General features: G+C 57.0%; 18 protein-coding genes. 8 read left to right on the top strand and 10 right to left on the bottom strand.

What is annotated here, in order from left to right; genetic code table 11:
* The first annotated feature begins 30 nt into the window (after nt 1–30).
* Nucleotides 31–1,545 carry a glycerol kinase GlpK gene (glpK, locus tag CYR55_RS16770; RefSeq protein WP_101817509.1) on the top strand — a complete coding sequence of 505 codons (1,515 nt, stop codon included), beginning with the start codon at nt 31–33 and terminating at the stop codon, nt 1,543–1,545.
* A gap of 114 nt (nt 1,546–1,659) precedes the next feature.
* Entirely contained in the window at nt 1,660–2,670 is a 1,011-nt protein-coding gene (glpX, locus tag CYR55_RS16765) for a class II fructose-bisphosphatase (protein ID WP_101817508.1), read from the top strand.
* A 31-nt stretch (nt 2,671–2,701) separates the two neighbouring features.
* Here glpX and emrD read toward each other — a convergent pair whose 3' ends face one another.
* On the bottom strand, nt 2,702–3,886 hold the full coding sequence (gene emrD, locus CYR55_RS16760) for a multidrug efflux MFS transporter EmrD (RefSeq protein ID WP_101817538.1): 1,185 nt from the start codon (nt 3,884–3,886) through the stop codon (nt 2,702–2,704).
* Nucleotides 3,887–4,177: 291 nt separating this feature from the next.
* Between emrD and fpr the strand changes: the two genes are divergently transcribed.
* On the top strand, nt 4,178–4,924 hold the full coding sequence (gene fpr, locus CYR55_RS16755) for a ferredoxin--NADP(+) reductase (protein WP_101817507.1): 747 nt from the start codon (nt 4,178–4,180) through the stop codon (nt 4,922–4,924).
* An 18-nt stretch (nt 4,925–4,942) separates the two neighbouring features.
* Here the strand turns inward: fpr and CYR55_RS16750 are convergent, their stop codons facing one another.
* Nucleotides 4,943–5,365 carry a DUF805 domain-containing protein gene (locus CYR55_RS16750; RefSeq protein WP_101817506.1) on the bottom strand — a complete coding sequence of 141 codons (423 nt, stop codon included), beginning with the start codon at nt 5,363–5,365 and terminating at the stop codon, nt 4,943–4,945.
* Between the two features lie 136 nt (nt 5,366–5,501).
* On the opposite strand from CYR55_RS16750, the gene CYR55_RS16745 reads away from it, so the two are divergent.
* Entirely contained in the window at nt 5,502–6,107 is a 606-nt protein-coding gene (locus CYR55_RS16745; RefSeq protein WP_101817505.1) for a DUF1454 family protein, read from the top strand.
* A gap of 127 nt (nt 6,108–6,234) precedes the next feature.
* Entirely contained in the window at nt 6,235–7,002 is a 768-nt protein-coding gene (tpiA, locus tag CYR55_RS16740; RefSeq protein WP_101817504.1) for a triose-phosphate isomerase, read from the top strand.
* A gap of 85 nt (nt 7,003–7,087) precedes the next feature.
* On the opposite strand, the gene CYR55_RS16735 is transcribed toward tpiA, so the two are convergent.
* The 3 genes from CYR55_RS16735 to cpxP form a co-directional block, all read right to left on the bottom strand.
* Nucleotides 7,088–8,077 (bottom strand): sulfate ABC transporter substrate-binding protein, encoded by a 990-nt coding sequence (locus CYR55_RS16735; RefSeq protein WP_101817503.1) that lies wholly within the window; start codon nt 8,075–8,077, stop codon nt 7,088–7,090.
* 172 nt (nt 8,078–8,249) lie between these two features.
* Complete coding sequence (gene pfkA / locus CYR55_RS16730; RefSeq protein ID WP_101817502.1) at nt 8,250–9,212, bottom strand: 6-phosphofructokinase; 963 nt, start codon at nt 9,210–9,212, stop codon at nt 8,250–8,252.
* Nucleotides 9,213–9,810: 598 nt separating this feature from the next.
* Nucleotides 9,811–10,341, bottom strand: coding sequence for a cell-envelope stress modulator CpxP (cpxP, locus tag CYR55_RS16725; protein WP_101817501.1), 531 nt, complete (start codon nt 10,339–10,341; stop codon nt 9,811–9,813).
* A 151-nt stretch (nt 10,342–10,492) separates the two neighbouring features.
* Between cpxP and cpxR the strand changes: the two genes are divergently transcribed.
* Genes cpxR through trmL form a run of 3 tightly spaced genes read left to right on the top strand, consistent with a single transcriptional unit; the run spans nt 10,493 to nt 13,070 of the window.
* A complete protein-coding gene (cpxR, locus tag CYR55_RS16720; RefSeq protein ID WP_072931569.1) occupies nt 10,493–11,191 on the top strand; it encodes an envelope stress response regulator transcription factor CpxR in 699 nt (232 codons plus the stop codon).
* Complete coding sequence (gene cpxA, locus CYR55_RS16715) at nt 11,188–12,558, top strand: envelope stress sensor histidine kinase CpxA (RefSeq protein WP_101817500.1); 1,371 nt, start codon at nt 11,188–11,190, stop codon at nt 12,556–12,558. Before cpxR ends, cpxA begins: the two co-directional genes overlap by 4 nt.
* 38 nt (nt 12,559–12,596) lie before the next feature.
* Complete coding sequence (gene trmL / locus CYR55_RS16710) at nt 12,597–13,070, top strand: tRNA (uridine(34)/cytosine(34)/5-carboxymethylaminomethyluridine(34)-2'-O)-methyltransferase TrmL (RefSeq protein ID WP_101817499.1); 474 nt, start codon at nt 12,597–12,599, stop codon at nt 13,068–13,070.
* A 67-nt stretch (nt 13,071–13,137) separates the two neighbouring features.
* On the opposite strand, the gene cysE is transcribed toward trmL, so the two are convergent.
* The 5 genes from cysE to CYR55_RS16685 form a co-directional block, all read right to left on the bottom strand.
* Nucleotides 13,138–13,953, bottom strand: a complete 816-nt coding sequence (cysE, locus tag CYR55_RS16705) for a serine O-acetyltransferase (RefSeq protein WP_101817498.1) — start codon at nt 13,951–13,953, stop codon at nt 13,138–13,140.
* A gap of 75 nt (nt 13,954–14,028) precedes the next feature.
* Complete coding sequence (gene gpsA, locus CYR55_RS16700) at nt 14,029–15,048, bottom strand: NAD(P)H-dependent glycerol-3-phosphate dehydrogenase (RefSeq protein ID WP_101817497.1); 1,020 nt, start codon at nt 15,046–15,048, stop codon at nt 14,029–14,031.
* Nucleotides 15,048–15,518 (bottom strand): protein-export chaperone SecB, encoded by a 471-nt coding sequence (secB, locus tag CYR55_RS16695; RefSeq protein ID WP_101817496.1) that lies wholly within the window; start codon nt 15,516–15,518, stop codon nt 15,048–15,050. Before secB ends, gpsA begins: the two co-directional genes overlap by 1 nt.
* A 59-nt stretch (nt 15,519–15,577) precedes the next feature.
* Nucleotides 15,578–15,826, bottom strand: coding sequence for a glutaredoxin 3 (grxC, locus tag CYR55_RS16690; RefSeq protein ID WP_101817495.1), 249 nt, complete (start codon nt 15,824–15,826; stop codon nt 15,578–15,580).
* A 29-nt stretch (nt 15,827–15,855) separates the two neighbouring features.
* Nucleotides 15,856–16,287, bottom strand: coding sequence for a rhodanese-like domain-containing protein (locus CYR55_RS16685; RefSeq protein WP_101817494.1), 432 nt, complete (start codon nt 16,285–16,287; stop codon nt 15,856–15,858).
* Nucleotides 16,288–16,489 lie beyond the last annotated feature (202 nt).

The following is a 16,489-nucleotide window of genomic DNA, read 5'->3' as shown; positions in this document are numbered from 1 at the left end:
GTTCCCGGTTAACTTTTTTGCAGGATGATTATGATGACGCCAGAAAAGAAATACATTGTCGCGCTTGATCAGGGCACAACCAGTTCCCGCGCGGTGGTTCTCGATCACGATGCCAATATTGTGGCAGTGTCTCAGCGTGAGTTTACCCAAATCTACCCGAAAGCGGGCTGGGTTGAGCATGACCCAATGGACATCTGGGCTTCACAAAGCTCCACGCTGGTAGAAGTGCTGGCACATGCCGATATCCGCTCTGACCAGATCGCCGCGCTCGGGATTACCAACCAGCGTGAAACCGCGATTGTGTGGGATAAAGAAACCGGCAAACCCATCTATAACGCCATCGTCTGGCAGGACCCGCGCACCGCGGACTACTGCGAAAAACTGAAAAAAGAGGGGCTGGAGGAGTACATCCAGCACACGACCGGGCTGGTGATTAACCCCTATTTCTCCGGCACCAAGGTGAAGTGGATCCTCGACCACGTAGAGGGCGCCCGTGAGCGCGCCAAGCGTGGCGAACTGCTGTTCGGCACTGTGGACACCTGGCTGGTGTGGAAAATGACGCAGGGCCGGGTTCACATTACCGATTACACCAACGCCTCGCGCACCATGTTGTTCAACATCCACAAGCTGGAGTGGGATCAACGGATGCTGGAGATCCTCGACATCCCGCGTGAAATGCTGCCGGAAGTGAAATCCTCGTCAGAGATTTACGGCCAGACCAACATCGGCGGGAAAGGCGGCACCCGTATTCCTATCGCGGGTATCGCCGGTGACCAGCAGGCGGCGCTGTATGGCCAGCTCTGCGTACAGCCCGGCATGGCGAAAAACACCTACGGCACCGGCTGCTTTATGCTGATGAACACCGGCGCCGAAGCCGTCACCTCGACCCACGGCCTGCTGACTACCATCGCCTGCGGCCCACGCGGCGAAGTGAATTACGCACTGGAAGGCGCGGTGTTCATCGGCGGTGCGGCGATTCAATGGCTGCGTGATGAGATGAAACTGATCAGCGACGCCGCGGACTCCGAATATTTCGCCCTGAAGGTCAAAGACTCTAACGGCGTTTACATGGTGCCGGCCTTTACCGGCCTCGGCGCGCCATACTGGGACCCGTATGCCCGCGGGGCGCTTTTCGGCCTGACCCGTGGCGCAAACGCCAACCACATCATCCGCGCCACGCTGGAGTCGGTGGCGTACCAGACGCGTGACGTGCTGGAAGCGATGCAAAACGATGCGGGCACCCGCCTGCAGACGCTGCGCGTGGATGGCGGCGCGGTAGCCAACAACTTCCTGATGCAGTTCCAGTCAGACATTCTCGGCACCCGCGTTGAGCGCCCGGAAGTCCGGGAAGTGACCGCGCTTGGGGCGGCCTACCTGGCCGGTCTGGCGGTCGGTTTCTGGAAAGATCTGGACGAAGTACGCGCCAAATCGGTGATTGAACGCGAATTCCGCCCGAGTATCGAAACCACTGAGCGTAACTACCGTTACGCCGGCTGGAAAAAAGCGGTTGCCCGCGCCCGTTCCTGGGAAGAGCACGACGAATAAGCCCTGCCTTCAGGCTCCCCCTGCCGGGGAGCCTGTTCTCCTGCCCCCGTTCCCTGCCCCGCTTTTCCCTGTGTTACACTTCTGCGCATCTTCCTTACCGCAGACAGGTTTGCCATGAAACGTGAATTAGCCATCGAGTTTTCCCGTGTAACCGAAGCCGCCGCATTGGCCGGCTATAAATGGCTGGGCCGGGGCGATAAAAACGCCGCTGACGGTGCCGCCGTCCATGCCATGCGCATCATGCTGAATAACGTGGAGATCGATGGCCGGATTGTGATTGGCGAAGGTGAAATTGATGAAGCGCCGATGCTCTATATCGGTGAGAAAGTGGGTACCGGCAAGGGTGATGCGGTAGACATCGCCGTTGACCCGATTGAAGGCACGCGCATGACGGCGATGGGCCAGTCCAACGCGTTGGCGGTGCTGGCAGTGGGCGACCACGGCACCTTCCTGCACGCCCCGGATATGTACATGGAAAAGCTGGTAGTCGGCCCCGGCGCGCACGGCAGCATTGATCTGGCTCTGCCGCTGGAGCAGAACCTGCGCAATGTCGCCGCCCGGCTCAACAAGCCGCTGGCGGAACTTACGGTGATCATTCTGGCGAAGCCGCGCCACGACGCCACCATCAAAAAGCTGCAACAGCTCGGGGTGAAAGTCTTTGCCATTCCTGACGGTGACGTGGCCGCGTCAATCCTGACCTGTATGCCGGAAAGCGAAGTCGATGTGATGTATGGCATCGGCGGCGCGCCGGAGGGTGTCATCTCTGCGGCGGTGATCCGCGCGCTGGACGGTGACATGCAGGCCCGGCTGCTGCCGCGCCATGAGGTCAAAGGGGAGAGCGAAGAGAACCGCCGCATCGGTGAGCAGGAGCTGGCTCGCTGCAAAGCGATGGGCATTGAAGCCGGTCAGGTGCTGACGCTGGAGCAGATGGCGCGCAACGATAATGTGATCTTCTCCGCCACCGGCATCACCAAAGGCGATTTGCTGGACGGCATCCGCCGTAAGGGCAATATGGCGACCACCGAAACCCTGTTGATTCGCGGCAAATCCCGTACCATCCGCCGCATTACTTCCACGCACTTCCTGGATCGCAAAGACGCGGCGCTGCACCCTTACATCCTGTAGCCACCGCGTTCTGTCTTTTCCGCGTCCGGTATCAGGCGGCGTCACCCGCTTCCTGATGCCGGGCCGCCATCGGCCACCAGCAGAGCAGCATCAATACCGCCATAGCGAACATCAGCAGCCCCAGGCTGAACTGGCCGGTTTGCGGCAGCATGGCCGAAAGCCAGGCCACCAGCCCCGATCCCATATTCTGCATACCGCCCACCAGTGCCCCGGCCGCGCCCGCCAGATAGGGGAACGGCTCCATCGCGCCGGTGGTGGCCAGCGGGAACAGCATCCCCGCGCCAAAGAAGAACAGCGCCGCCGGGATAATCAGCGTCCAGATCGTCATAATGCCGAACCACCCGGGCAGCCACATCATCAGCCCGGCCAGCAGGCAACTGAGCACCGCGTACCACATCAGCTGGTGAAATGAGGCACCCGCCTTGCCGGCAAACCAGGCACCAAAGAAGGCGGCCGGCAGCGGCAGGATAAACAGGATGCTCACCGTCAGGCTGCTCAGCCCCAGCACGCCGCCCATCAGCACGCCACAGCTCGCCTCAAACACCGCGATGCCGGCCAGCGCGCCCATCAGAATCACCAGATAGCGGCTGAAATTGCCGTCGGCCAGCAACGGTTTAAAGCCGCTGAACAGCGCCCGCGGTGCCTGCCCGGCAGGGCGGGTTTCCGGCAGACCGCGGTACATTGCCAGGGCTACCCCACTGCATAACAGCAGCAAAAAGGCGAAACAGGCACGCCAGCCAAACCAGCCCGCCAGCGTCCCGCCAATAATCGGGGCCAGCAGCGGGCTGACCAGAATACCCATATTCAGCAGGCTGTTCGCCTGACGCAGCGCGCTGCCGGCGTAGAGGTCACGCGGCATGGTGCGTGCCATGACCCCGGCGACGCCGGTGCCCATGCCTTGTACTGCCCCGGCCACAATCAGCCCGTTCAGGCTGGTGGCCAGCAACGCACCGGCCGCGCCCAGCAGGAAAATCAGCATCCCGGTAAAGATCACCGGCCGCCGCCCGATACGGTCAGACACCGGGCCATACACCAGCTGGGAGAGGCCATACATCACCAGATAGGCGGCCATCACCCGCTGCACGGCGCCGGGTTTGACGGCAAAGTGCTGGGCGATCGCTGCAATGGTCGGCACATAAATGGTTTGCGCCATCTGCCCGACGGCCACCAGCAGAATCAGCATGGCCATCAGGTGAAGGTTTTCAATTTTTTTCATGGTTTTCAGGGTAATAAACAAAGCCAGGATAACGGCACACCGCCGGCCGGGAAAGTGGGCGGTACGCTACCAAAACTGCGGCTATTGTTAAAACTTTGCAGCGATCGGGTTTCATCCGCCCTGGCAGGCGGCCGCTCCAGCAGCGTAAAGCGTGCTGTACGCTGACCACCCCTCCGGTGCGCCAATCCCATTTAATCGATAATTGTTCACAGAAAGATCACCTACCATCGGGTCACAGGATGCAGCGTGCCGCAGAGCGGCCACCCGATAACCAACAGGAGCACTGACACTATGGCAGAGTGGGTAACAGGAAAGGTCACGCACGTGGAACACTGGACAGACGGCCTCTTCAGCATTCAGGTCAATGCGCCGGTCGATGCCTTCACCGCCGGGCAATTTGCCAAACTGGCGCTGGAAATAGAGGGCGAACGCGTACAGCGTGCCTACTCCTATGTGAATGCGCCCAGCGATGAGAACCTGGAGTTTTATCTGGTGACGGTGCCGGAGGGCAAACTCAGCCCAAAACTGCATGCATTACAGCCCGGTGATGAATTGATGGTGACGAAAGAGGCGGCCGGTTTCTTCGTGCTCGACGAAGTGCCTGAATGCCGGACGCTGTGGATGCTGGCCACCGGCACCGCCATCGGCCCCTATCTCTCGATTTTGCAGGAGGGCAAAGATCTGGACCGCTTTGAGCATATCGTCCTGGTGCATGCCGCCCGTTATGCGCGCGATCTCAGCTACCTGCCGCTGATGCAGCAGCTCCAGCAGCGCCTGAACGGCAAATTAAAAATTCAGACAGTGGTGAGCCGCGAAACCGTACCCGGCTCCCTGACCGGGCGCGTACCGGCGCTGATTGAGAGCGGCGAGTTAGAAGCGGCGGTAGGCGTGCCTATGGACGCGGAAAGCAGCCACATCATGCTGTGCGGTAACCCGCAGATGGTGCGCGACACGCAGCAGGTGCTGAAAGAGAGCCGCGACATGCGCAAACACCTGCGCCGCAAACCGGGCCATATCACCAGTGAGCACTACTGGTAACCGGCCCCGGCCACCTGTCTATAACCGGTAACGCACCGGCTCAGCCGGGGGGCCGAAGCGGTTGTTGTCCGGCGTGCCCGGCATAAACCCGCACTCCACCAGCATCAGCACAAAAATCACGGACGGCAGCAGGCGGCCCAGTGTCCATGATGCTAACGACGGCAACATCTGCCAGTTTCCGGCCGCCAGTACCCAGGCCAGAATCAGCAAAAACGCCCACCCACCGGCACGGTTACGATCGTGCAAACGCTTTACCAGCACCGCCGAGGTGGGCCACAGCAGAAAAACGATCAGAAACGCCGCCGACTGAATCTCTACCCAGCGCCGGTCAGCGGCCAGAAAGGCCGCGCCCATCACCACCAGCCAGAGCACCAGCCATACCCAAAAATCCCGCCGCCCCAGACGGCCGCGAAAAGAAAATCCCCACGCCTGCAATGTCATTATCATTCTCCTTATGCACACCGAGCGCCAGTGTACCCCACGCCCACTCACCCCGGCAGTACCGCGCCGCTTTTTTGACTTTTACCCCTGAATACCGTTTTAATCGGGCACAGACTTCCGCGATGTATACGACATAATGAAAAGACCTCTGATTCCGATTCTGGCGGCCCTGCTGGCCGTGAGTGCCCTGCCCCGCGCGGTGGCCGATCCCCCCGACGCCGGGCGCAGCACCCTGGGTAGTGAGATGCCCAAAGCACCGTACCTGTTGAATGGCGCACCCACGTTTGACATGACGGTGGTGAAATTCCGCGAAACCTATAACGGCCAGAACCCGTCACTACCGATTAACGAATTCCGTTCTATTCCGGACAAAGAACCCAACGCGGTACTGACGCGTGCCGCCAGTAAAATCAATGAGAATCTCTATGCATCGACCGCACTGGAGAAAGGCACCGGCAAAATCAAAACCATGCAGGTGACCTATCTGCCGATTCAGGGTAACGAAGAAAAAGCCGCGCGGGCTACCGCCATCAGTTATATGGCGGCGCTGATGCGTGAATTCGAACCGGCGCTGAACGTCGAACAGAGTACCGCCCGGGTGGCGGAACTGCTGGAGGCCGGCAAGGGCGCGCAATTTTACCAGCATCAGGTCGGCGCTATCCGCTATGTGGTGTCGGATAACGGGGAGAAGGGGCTGACGTTCGCCGTAGAACCGGTGAAACTGGCGCTTTCGGAGCCGTAAGCACGCGGCTAACCATGACAAAAAGCAAAGCCTTTTACGGTAATGATCTCTATACTGGTCGGCAGGTAAATTGCCTGTAAGGCAGTCATTTTAGTCGAATCTTGTGTCTCTGCTTGGAGGATTTAACATGCGTCATCCCTTAGTAATGGGTAACTGGAAGCTTAATGGCAGTACCCATATGGTTAACGAACTGATCGCAGGGCTGCGTAACGAACTGAGCGCGGTTGACGGTTGCGGCGTAGCCATCGCACCTCCGGCACTCTATCTGGATCAGGCCCGTCACCAACTGGCCGGCAGCCGCATTGCCCTGGGTGCCCAGGACGTGGGCGTTAACTTGTCAGGTGCATTTACCGGTGAAACCTCTGCCGAGATGCTCAAAGACATCGGCGCGCAATACATCATCATCGGCCACTCTGAGCGCCGTACTTATCACAAAGAAAGTGATGAGTTCATTGCCAAAAAATTCGGTGTGCTGAAAGATGCCGGTCTGATCCCGGTGCTGTGCATCGGTGAGACCGAAGCGGAAAACGAAGCCGGCCAGACAGAAGCCGTGTGCGCCAAACAGCTGGATGCCGTGCTGAACACCCTGGGCGCGAAAGCGTTCGAAAATACTGTGATCGCTTATGAGCCGGTCTGGGCCATTGGTACCGGCAAGTCTGCTACCCCAGCGCAGGCACAGGCCGTTCACAAATTCATCCGTGACCATATCGCCAAACAGGATGCTGACGTCGCTGAGAAAGTAATCATCCAGTACGGCGGTTCTGTGAATGCCGGTAACGCCGCTGAACTCTTCACGCAGCCGGACATCGACGGCGCGCTGGTGGGCGGTGCGTCCCTGAAAGCGGACGCTTTCGCCGTGATCGTGAAAGCTGCTGCAGAAGCCAAACGCGCGTAATCATCCACGCCGTTTGCCCATAAAAAAACCCCGCCTGGCGGGGTTTTTTATTGCGCGGAATACAGGGTTTATCGCCTTGAAAGACTCAGCGGCGGGTAATCTGGTCAAAGATAGCCCCGGTCGCGAAGTGCGTTTTCTGCGCTTCAGCCCAGCCGCCGGCCACGTCATCCACGGTAAACAGTTTCAGTTTCGGGAAATCGTTGGCAAATTTGGCCGCAATCGCCGGATCGCGCGGGCGGTAGTAGTTCTGTGCGGCAATTGTCTGGCCTTCCGGGCTATAGAGATATTTCAGGTAGCCTTCCGCCACTTCGCGGGTGTTGCGGCGGTCCACAATGCGGTCAACCACGGAAACCGTAGGCTCCGCCAGAATGGATTCGCTTGGCGTCACGATATCAAACTTATCTTTACCCAGCTCTTTCACCGCCAGTTGGGCTTCATTTTCCCAGGCGATCAGCACATCACCCATACCACGCTCCACAAAGGTATTGGTGGCACCGCGGGCACCGGAATCCAGCACTTCCACATTTTTATACAGTGCCTTCACGAAATCCTGTGCTTTGGTCTTGTCATTGTTGTTGTGGTGCAACGCGTAACCCCAGGCCGCCAGGTAGTTCCAGCGTGCGCCGCCGGAGGTTTTCGGGTTCGGGGTAATCACGGATACGCCGGGTTTAATTAAATCCGGCCAGTCGTGAATCTGTTTCGGGTTACCTTTACGCACCAGGAAAACGATGGTGGAGGTATAAGGGGCGGAATTGTCCGGCAGGCGTTTTATCCACGCTTTATCAATACGGCCACGCTCAGCAATCGCGTCTACATCATAGGCGAGAGCCAGTGTTACCACGTCCGCATCAATGCCGTTGATTACCGAGGTGGCCTGCTTACCGGAACCGCCATGTGACTGGCGCACCGTGACGTGATCGCCGGTTTTCTGCTGCCAGTATTTGGTGAAGGCCTGATTATATTCCTGGTAGAACTCCCGCGTTGGGTCGTAAGAAACGTTAAGCAATTGAATATCTTTTGCCAAGGTGCTTGTTGCTGCCAGCATCAGTGCCAGTCCTACTCCCCATTTACGCATTGTTACGCTCTCCCGGTTTCGATCATTGCGACGTGTTTTATTCTGGCCTCCAGCCTGCCAGAAACCCCCGCAAGGATTAAAGAATAAAAAGATAGCGACTATGTTTTTTTGGAATAAGCATTTGAAGGCGAAAAAAAACCTCCCGATGGGAGGTTTTTTCAGCGACATCAGATCAGTAGAGTTTTTTTGCCGTATCCAGCCAGTCAGATTTGAAAGGCCGCTTCATGTTTTCGATGGCATCAATGATGTCATGGTGAACCAGCTTCTCATTCTGAATACCGACGCAACGGCCGCCGTAGCCCTGAAGCAGTAACTCAATAGAGTATGCGCCCATGCGGGAAGCCAGGATGCGGTCATAAGCGACCGGCGCACCGCCACGCTGAATATGGCCCAGCACTGTGGCGCGGGTTTCACGCTTGGTTTCACTCTCAATATGACGCGCCAGCTCGTCGATGTCACAGATGTGCTCCGTGATCGCCACAATGGCGTGTTTCTTCCCTTTGGCGATGCCGGCTTTAATCTCTTCAACCAGATCGTCGCGGGTAAACTCCACTTCCGGCAGCACGATGAACTCACACCCACCGGCAATGGCTGCGGCCAGGGTCAGGTCACCACAGTAACGCCCCATTACTTCAACAATCGAAATGCGCTGGTGAGAAGAGGAGGTGTCACGCAGGCGGTCAATGGCCTCTACCACGGTTTCCAAGGCGGTAAAGTAGCCGATGGTGTAATCAGTACCCGCCACGTCATTATCGATGGTGCCCGGCAAACCGATGCAGGGGAAGCCCATTTCAGTCAGGCGTTTTGCCCCCATGTAAGAGCCATCACCGCCGATGACCACCAACGCGTCAATACCGCGTTTTTTCATGTTCTCAATAGCTTTGGCGCGAACCGCTTCATCACGGAACTCAGGGAAGCGTGCGGAGCCCAGGAAAGTACCGCCCCGGTTGATCATATCGGACACGCTGTAGCGGTCCAGCTTCTCCATGCGATCTTCGTACAAGCCGAGGTAGCCGTCATAAACCCCGTAAACTTCCAACCCTTCGGTCAATGCGGCACGCACAACACCACGGATCGCAGCATTCATACCTGGGGCGTCGCCGCCACTCGTCAGTACACCAATTTTTTTGATCATGACTACCTCTGAACTTGTAGATGCAATTTCTTAAAAATGCTTATTCCGCCGATTATACGTGCGCCGGGCAGTATAGAAAATGAACCGGTCTTGGGTCAGCGATAGTATAACAAAAAGCCCAGGCTGAATTGATTCAGGTCACTCTATCGCGGGGTAATCCACCGCTTGTTGCAAGGCTGTTCAATAATCGGCATCCAAAAACTTTTCCTGGTGAAAACTGGCCTGATTTTCTTAATGTCCTTGCCGTTCCTGCGCTAACGACAGGCAGGTGTCCTGGGTAATGAAGCGTGCGTGCGCATCCGAACCGGCGCTGAACGCCAACACGCTGCAGGATTATCATACCTTTTTCTGCAGCACATTGATGCTATAAGAATAGCACTATTCCTAACTCCATCAGATGGATAAAAAGAACCGCCCTTCGTGCGCTTATCCTCCGAATGGCAACACCCGCCCCGTGCTGCCGGGACGCTGACACAGCGTAAAACAGTATGACTACTGTGATAAGTCAGGAAGAAAATTCCTGTGGCACCGGCAAAAAAAACCCCACCTTTCGGTGGGGAAGACAGGGATGGTGTCTATGGCAAGGAAAAACAGGGTACTACTCTTTGGTACTCAGCTTCTGGGCAGAAGTGGGTTGCAAATCATTCATGCGTTGCGCATTTTGCTGTTGCACTTGCTGCATTCTTTGCAGTTGATCCATACGTTGCTGGTGCTTCTGCGCCAACACCGTTTTCTGGTCATCGGTCAGCAGGTTGTACATCAGGTTACGTACCCGGGCCATCTCGACCTGGCGGGCAACCTGCTCCTGCGCCATTTTTTCGGCCTGGGCCTCAACAGCAGCCTGATCAAAGTTCTTCGCAGTGATCAGCCTATGCATGGTTTCCATTTCAGCTACATTGATACGGGGCATATCACGACGTGCCTGGTGCATTAAATCACGCATCTGCTGGCGTTGTTCTTCCGTGAGACTGACGCCATCAAACATTAATTCGTTGTTAACATACCCATGTTTCAGCATGGATTCGTTATGGTTCCAGGCAGGTTCACTGGTCGTTGTCTCAGCGGCCTGTGCCATACCCGCAGAGAGCGGCAACAGGGTGGCCAACACTAACGCAGTTACCTTTTGCATCTAAAAAACTCCTGGTGCCGTTCACGATTCGTTATTCAATGTGAACCAGTGTAGTGATGCAGCTGCAAACATGCGTCAGTGCATGTAAAACTTCGTAAAGTCATGGAATGCCAACAATTGATGACGTATTTTGCGTCTAGAGGTAAATACAATGAATAAAATCCTTTTAGTCGATGACGACCGTGAACTCACGTCGCTTTTGAAAGAACTGCTGGATATGGAAGGGTTTGACGTCGTGGTAGCCCATGACGGCGAACAGGCACTGGAACAACTGGACAGCAGCATTGACCTGCTGCTGCTGGACATCATGATGCCGAAGAAAAACGGCATTGATACCCTGAAGGAGCTGCGTCAGCACCATCAGACGCCGGTGATCATGCTGACGGCCCGCGGCAGCGAGCTGGACCGGGTGCTGGGCCTGGAGCTGGGTGCAGACGATTACCTGCCGAAACCCTTTAATGACCGGGAGCTGGTTGCCCGCATCCGTGCCATTCTTCGCCGCTCACACTGGAGTGAACAGCAACAGAATGGGGAAAGCGGTGCGCCAACCCTGCAAGTGGACTGCCTGCAGCTGAACCCGGGGCGGCAGGAGGCCAGTTTTGAAAATCAGGTGCTTGATCTGACCGGCACCGAATTCACGTTGCTCTATCTGCTGGCACAGCATCTGGGCCAGGTGGTGTCACGTGAGCATCTCAGCCAGGAAGTACTGGGCAAACGCCTCACACCGTTTGACCGCGCCATTGATATGCATATCTCCAATTTGCGCCGCAAACTGCCTGAACGCAAAGACGGGCACCCGTGGTTCAAAACCTTGCGTGGCCGGGGTTATCTGATGGTATCCGCAACATGATCAACAGCTTAACAGCACGAATCTTCGCCATTTTCTGGTTTACCCTGGCGCTGGTGCTGATGTTGGTATTGATGGTGCCCAAGCTGGACTCCCGCCAGCTGACCCCGCTGCTGGAGAGTGAACAGCGGCAGGGCCTGATGCTGGAACAGCATGTGGAAGCCGAACTGGCCAGCGACCCGGCCAACGACCTGATGTGGTGGCGGCGCCTGTTCCGCGCCATCGACAAATGGGCACCGCCGGGCCAGCGCTTATTGCTGGTTACCAGCGAGGGGCGGGTAATTGGCGCCCAGCGCAACGAGATGCAGATCGTACGTAACTTTATTGGCCAGTCAGATAACGCCGATCGGCCGAAAAAGAAAAAATATGGCCGGGTTGAAATGGTCGGCCCCTTCTCGATTCGTGATGGGGAAGACAACTACCAGCTTTACCTGATCCGCCCTGCCAACAGCCCCCAGTCTGATTTTATCAACCTGATGTTTGACCGGCCGCTGCTGCTGCTGATTGTCACCATGTTGATCAGCTCACCGCTGCTGCTGTGGCTGGCGTGGAGTCTGGCGAAACCGGCGCGCAAGCTGAAGAATGCCGCAGATGATGTGGCGCGCGGCAACCTGAAACAGCACCCGGAGCTGGAAGCCGGCCCGCAGGAGTTTCTGGCGACCGGTGCCAGCTTCAACCAGATGGTTAGCGCGCTGGAAAGAATGGTCACCGCCCAGCAACGGCTGATCTCCGACATCTCCCATGAATTGCGCACCCCGTTGACGCGCCTGCAACTGGCGACAGCCCTGATGCGTCGCCGTCATGGCGAGGGCAAAGAGCTGGAGCGTATTGAAATGGAAGCCCACCGGCTGGACAGCATGATCAATGACCTATTGGTGTTATCACGCAGCCAGCATAAAAACGAACTGGCGCGCGAACCGCTGAAGGCAAATACCCTGTGGGCGGACGTACTGGAAAATGCGCAATTTGAGGCAGAACAGGTTGGGAAAAAGCTGGAAATCACCTCACCGCCCGGCCCATGGACGCTGATTGGCAATCCGTCTGCGCTGGACAGCGCACTAGAGAATATCGTGCGTAATGCGCTGCGTTATTCCCACCATCACATTGCCGTTGCCTTTGCCTGCGACGACGAAGGCATCACCATTACGGTAGATGATGACGGCCCCGGCGTATCACCGGCCGATCGGGAACAGATTTTCCGTCCCTTCTATCGTACTGACGAAGCGCGCGACCGTGAATCAGGCGGTACCGGGCTGGGGCTGGCGATTGTTGAAACCGCCGTTTCCCAGCATCGTGGCTGGGTACGCGCCGATGACAGCCCGCTCGGCGGCTTGCGCCTGATTATCTGGCTGCCGCTGCACCTGCGTTAAGTTTCTGGTATTCTGCGCCCCTCAATTCTGGGGGGCGTATGCTGAATATCGTTTTATTTGAACCTGAAATCCCACCAAATACCGGCAATATTATCCGTTTATGTGCTAATACCGGTTTTCATTTACACCTGATTGAGCCGCTGGGCTTTCCCTGGGACGACAAACGCCTGCGTCGTGCGGGGCTGGATTACCATGAATACGCGTCTATCCAGAAACACGCCGACTATGCCCAGTTCCTGGAGCAGGAGCAGCCTGCCCGGCTGTTTGCACTGACTACCAAAGGCACGCCCGCCCACAGCGCGGTAAGTTATCAGCCCGGGGATTATCTGTTGTTCGGGCCGGAAAGCCGTGGCTTGCCTGCTGCTATTCTGGATGCCCTGCCTGCCGGGCAGAAGATCCGGATTCCGATGCAGCCCAACAGCCGCAGCATGAATCTGTCGAATGCGGTGTCCGTGGTGGTGTATGAGGCGTGGCGCCAGCTCGGTTACGCCGGGGCGCTGATTAAATCTTGATTATCGCTGTGACAATAAAAAAGCAGGCCAGGCCTGCTTTTTTCGTTTCTGAGGTACCGGGAAGCGGTTAAATCCCGTCCCCGTAGACGAACCCATCACCGTTAAAGTGTTGATCCATATCGAGTGAAGGCTTCTCACTTTCCGGCCGGCCGACAATGCGCGCCGGAACCCCGGCCGCTGTGGTATGCGCCGGCACCGAGTGCAGCACCACGGAGCCGGCACCGATTTTCGCACCGCGCCCGACTTCAATATTGCCGAGGATTTTCGCGCCCGCGCCGATCATCACCCCTTCACGGATTTTCGGGTGACGGTCGCCGCTGGTTTTGCCGGTACCGCCCAGCGTGACGGATTGCAGGATGGAAACATCATTCTCCACCACCGCCGTCTCCCCAATCACAATGCCGGTTGCGTGGTCGAGCATGATGCCGCAACCGATTCGGGCCGCCGGGTGGATATCCACGCCAAAGGTAACGGAAATCTGGTTCTGGAAGTAGACCGCCAGCGCCTGACGGTTCTGTTTCCACAGCCAGTTACCGATGCGGTACGCCTGGAGCGCATGGAAGCCTTTCAGGTAAAGCAGCGGCGTGGAGTACTTATCCACCGCCGGATCGCGCAACCGTACCGCCAGGATGTCACGGGCGGCGGAGAGGGTCATCTGCACGTCAGAACGGTACGCCTCTTCCACTACTTCACGGATGGCGATGGCAGGCATAATCGGGCTGCCCAGCTTATTGGCCAGAATATAACTGAGGGCACTGCCGAGGTTTTCATGTTTAAGCAATGTTGCATGGAAGAAACTGGCCAGCATCGGTTCACAATCAGCCAGCGCCCGCGCCTCTGATTTGATGTAATTCCAGACCTGTTCTAACTCTTCAGACGACATTGCCTTCCCCTCTGCCTTATGTAAATAAGCCACGCGACCGGTTTTTTCGGCCACGTGGCTGGATAAAATAACCGGTCAGGCGCTCTGTTTTTCGTCTTTTCTGGTGCGACCCAGTAACGTTGTGGCGGCTTCCCGTGCATCTTTATTGCAGTACAACACCTGATATATCTGTTCAGTAATCGGCATTTCAACCTGATAGCGTTGCGCCAGCGCCAATACCTCTTTGGTATTGCGATAACCCTCCACGACCTGGCCTATTTCATCCTGCGCCTGCTGAACGGTTTTCCCCTGCCCCAGCATAATACCGAAACGCCGGTTACGGGATTGGTTATCTGTGCAGGTCAGCACCAGATCGCCCAGGCCCGCCATCCCCATAAAGGTGGACGGATCTGCGCCCAGCGCCGAACCAAGGCGGCTCATCTCTGCCAGGCCACGGGTGATCAGCGCGGTACGGGCATTGGCCCCGAACCCGATGCCGTCGGACATCCCGGCACCAATCGCGATCACGTTTTTCACGGCACCGCCCAGCTGCACACCGATGAAATCGGGGTTGCTGTAAACCCGGAAGCTTTTGCCGCAGTGCAGCAACTCCTGCAGGTCGTCCGCGAATTGCGCCTCGGTAGAGGCGAGCGCGATAGCCGTCGGCAAACCGGCCGCCAGCTCTTTGGCAAATGTCGGCCCGGAGAGCACGGCGAGCGGGATGGCGTCACCCAGTGCCTCACGCGCCACATCCTGCAACAGGCGGCCGGTTTCCGCTTCCAGCCCTTTCGTCGCCCAGACAACCCGGGCATCCGCACGCAAATGCGGCTTCAGCTGGCGCAGGACATCCCCAAACACATGGCTCGGCACCACCACCAGCACATCCCGGCTGGCAGCCAGCGCACGGGCGAGATCGGTTTCAAGCAACAGGGAATCGGGGAAAGGGACATCGGGCAGAAATGCCTGGTTGCAGCGGGCTTGCTGCATGGCATCGATATGTTGTGGGTTGTGGCCCCACAACACGACGTTATGGCCATTACGCGCGAGGGTAATGGCCAGAGCGGTGCCGTACGAGCCGGCACCGATCACTGTCATTGACGCATTGACACTATCCATCAGGCATCCTGATGTGGAGCAGCACCTTCGCCTTCAGACTGCTGTTGCAGATAGTTCATGAACAGCGCATCAAAATTGACGGGGGCCAGGTTCAGTTGCGGGAAGGTACCGCGTGATACCAGGCTGGTGATGCACTCACGCGCATACGGGAACAAAATGTTCGGGCAGTATGCGCCCAGGCAATGCGCCAGCTGTGTGCCGTCGATACCGGCGATAGAGAAAATACCGCCCTGCTGTACTTCACACAGGAACGCAGTTTCTTCGCCCAGTGAGGCGGTCACGGTAACACGCAACACCACTTCATACACATCGTCAGCCAGCTGGCTGGAGGCGGTATCAAGATCCAGTTTAACTTCCGGCTGCCACTCCTGCTGGAAAACCTGCGGAGCATTCGGCGCTTCGAAAGAGATATCTTTAGTGTAGATACGTTGGATCTGGAAACCCATTTCTGTGTTGTTTTGCTCTGACATGTTAGTCATACCTTTTAGTTAAACGTCCTTATTGCACCACGGCGAACCGCACCCGGCCCTTAGAGTAACGGATCCAGGCCACCGCGCGCCTCAAGCGCATGTAAATCATCACAGCCGCCGATGTGCTGGCCATCGATGAAAATCTGGGGAACCGTCGTGCGGCCACTGCGGGTGATCATTTCTTCACGTTTTTCCGGGTGCGCATCAATCGCGACTTCGGAAAAAGCGGCCCCTTTCGCATTCAGCAGCGCTTTTGCGCGATGGCAAAAAGGACAGGTCGCTTTGGTGTACATCTCGATCTTAGCCATGACTAGCCTCCGGTTTCCGGTAGATTGGATTATTTGCCGCGTGCCAGCGGCAGGTTCTCGCCGCTCCAGCCCGCAATGCCCTCTTTCAGGACAGAAACGTGTTCAAACCCGGCGGCGCTCAGTGCTTCCGCAGAGGCACGGGCGCTGGTGCCGTTGGCGCATACCACGATAACCGGTTGCGCTTTGTGTTTCGCCAGCTCGCCAATGTTGTTGTTTTTAATATCGGCGGCAACGACGTTCATTGAATTCGCGATATGGCCTTTGCGGAAATCATCACGCGGGCGGGTATCCACCACCACGGCATCTTCTTTATTAATCAGGCGTGTGGCTTCACCACGGGTAATTTCACGAACCTTGGAAAAACGGCTCTTGAAGGTCGTTACGATCACTGCAATCAGTAATGCAACCCAGGCCAGGCTCAGTACGAGATGATCTCTAACGAATTCCATAATGTCTTGCATGGGGTGTAGCAACTCCCGTCAGTTAGGGGATAAAAATAAGGCTTCAGAGTATACCTGCGCGTTGCCTCAAATACAGCCGGTAAGCCGGCATGAGTGAAGAAACTGCGGCGCAGCACGAAAATTAGCACTGTTGGCCGGCAAAAGTTAACTCTTATTGCGACGCATCTTTGATCTTCCTGCGCTATGTGGTTTTTTCATTGCG

It is taken from the genome of Chimaeribacter californicus (genome assembly GCF_002858675.1).
GTDB classification, from domain to species: Bacteria; Pseudomonadota; Gammaproteobacteria; order Enterobacterales; family Enterobacteriaceae; genus Chimaeribacter; species Chimaeribacter californicus.
Note: the sequence above shows the minus strand (reverse complement) of the source record. Positions and strands in the feature narration are given on the sequence as shown.

Excerpts from the sequence above, each read along its gene's own strand:
- glpK (WP_101817509.1), top strand. The coding sequence starts at position 31 with ATGATGACGCCAGAAAAGAAATACATTGTCGCGCTTGATCAGGGCACA.
- glpX (WP_101817508.1), top strand. The coding sequence starts at position 1,660 with ATGAAACGTGAATTAGCCATCGAGTTTTCCCGTGTAACCGAAGCCGCC.
- emrD (WP_101817538.1), bottom strand. The coding sequence starts at position 3,886 with ATGAAAAAAATTGAAAACCTTCACCTGATGGCCATGCTGATTCTGCTG.
- fpr (WP_101817507.1), top strand. The coding sequence starts at position 4,178 with ATGGCAGAGTGGGTAACAGGAAAGGTCACGCACGTGGAACACTGGACA.
- CYR55_RS16750 (WP_101817506.1), bottom strand. The coding sequence starts at position 5,365 with ATGACATTGCAGGCGTGGGGATTTTCTTTTCGCGGCCGTCTGGGGCGG.
- CYR55_RS16745 (WP_101817505.1), top strand. The coding sequence starts at position 5,502 with ATGAAAAGACCTCTGATTCCGATTCTGGCGGCCCTGCTGGCCGTGAGT.
- tpiA (WP_101817504.1), top strand. The coding sequence starts at position 6,235 with ATGCGTCATCCCTTAGTAATGGGTAACTGGAAGCTTAATGGCAGTACC.
- CYR55_RS16735 (WP_101817503.1), bottom strand. The coding sequence starts at position 8,077 with ATGCGTAAATGGGGAGTAGGACTGGCACTGATGCTGGCAGCAACAAGC.
- pfkA (WP_101817502.1), bottom strand. The coding sequence starts at position 9,212 with ATGATCAAAAAAATTGGTGTACTGACGAGTGGCGGCGACGCCCCAGGT.
- cpxP (WP_101817501.1), bottom strand. The coding sequence starts at position 10,341 with ATGCAAAAGGTAACTGCGTTAGTGTTGGCCACCCTGTTGCCGCTCTCT.
- cpxR (WP_072931569.1), top strand. The coding sequence starts at position 10,493 with ATGAATAAAATCCTTTTAGTCGATGACGACCGTGAACTCACGTCGCTT.
- cpxA (WP_101817500.1), top strand. The coding sequence starts at position 11,188 with ATGATCAACAGCTTAACAGCACGAATCTTCGCCATTTTCTGGTTTACC.
- trmL (WP_101817499.1), top strand. The coding sequence starts at position 12,597 with ATGCTGAATATCGTTTTATTTGAACCTGAAATCCCACCAAATACCGGC.
- cysE (WP_101817498.1), bottom strand. The coding sequence starts at position 13,953 with ATGTCGTCTGAAGAGTTAGAACAGGTCTGGAATTACATCAAATCAGAG.
- gpsA (WP_101817497.1), bottom strand. The coding sequence starts at position 15,048 with ATGGATAGTGTCAATGCGTCAATGACAGTGATCGGTGCCGGCTCGTAC.
- secB (WP_101817496.1), bottom strand. The coding sequence starts at position 15,518 with ATGTCAGAGCAAAACAACACAGAAATGGGTTTCCAGATCCAACGTATC.
- grxC (WP_101817495.1), bottom strand. The coding sequence starts at position 15,826 with ATGGCTAAGATCGAGATGTACACCAAAGCGACCTGTCCTTTTTGCCAT.
- CYR55_RS16685 (WP_101817494.1), bottom strand. The coding sequence starts at position 16,287 with ATGCAAGACATTATGGAATTCGTTAGAGATCATCTCGTACTGAGCCTG.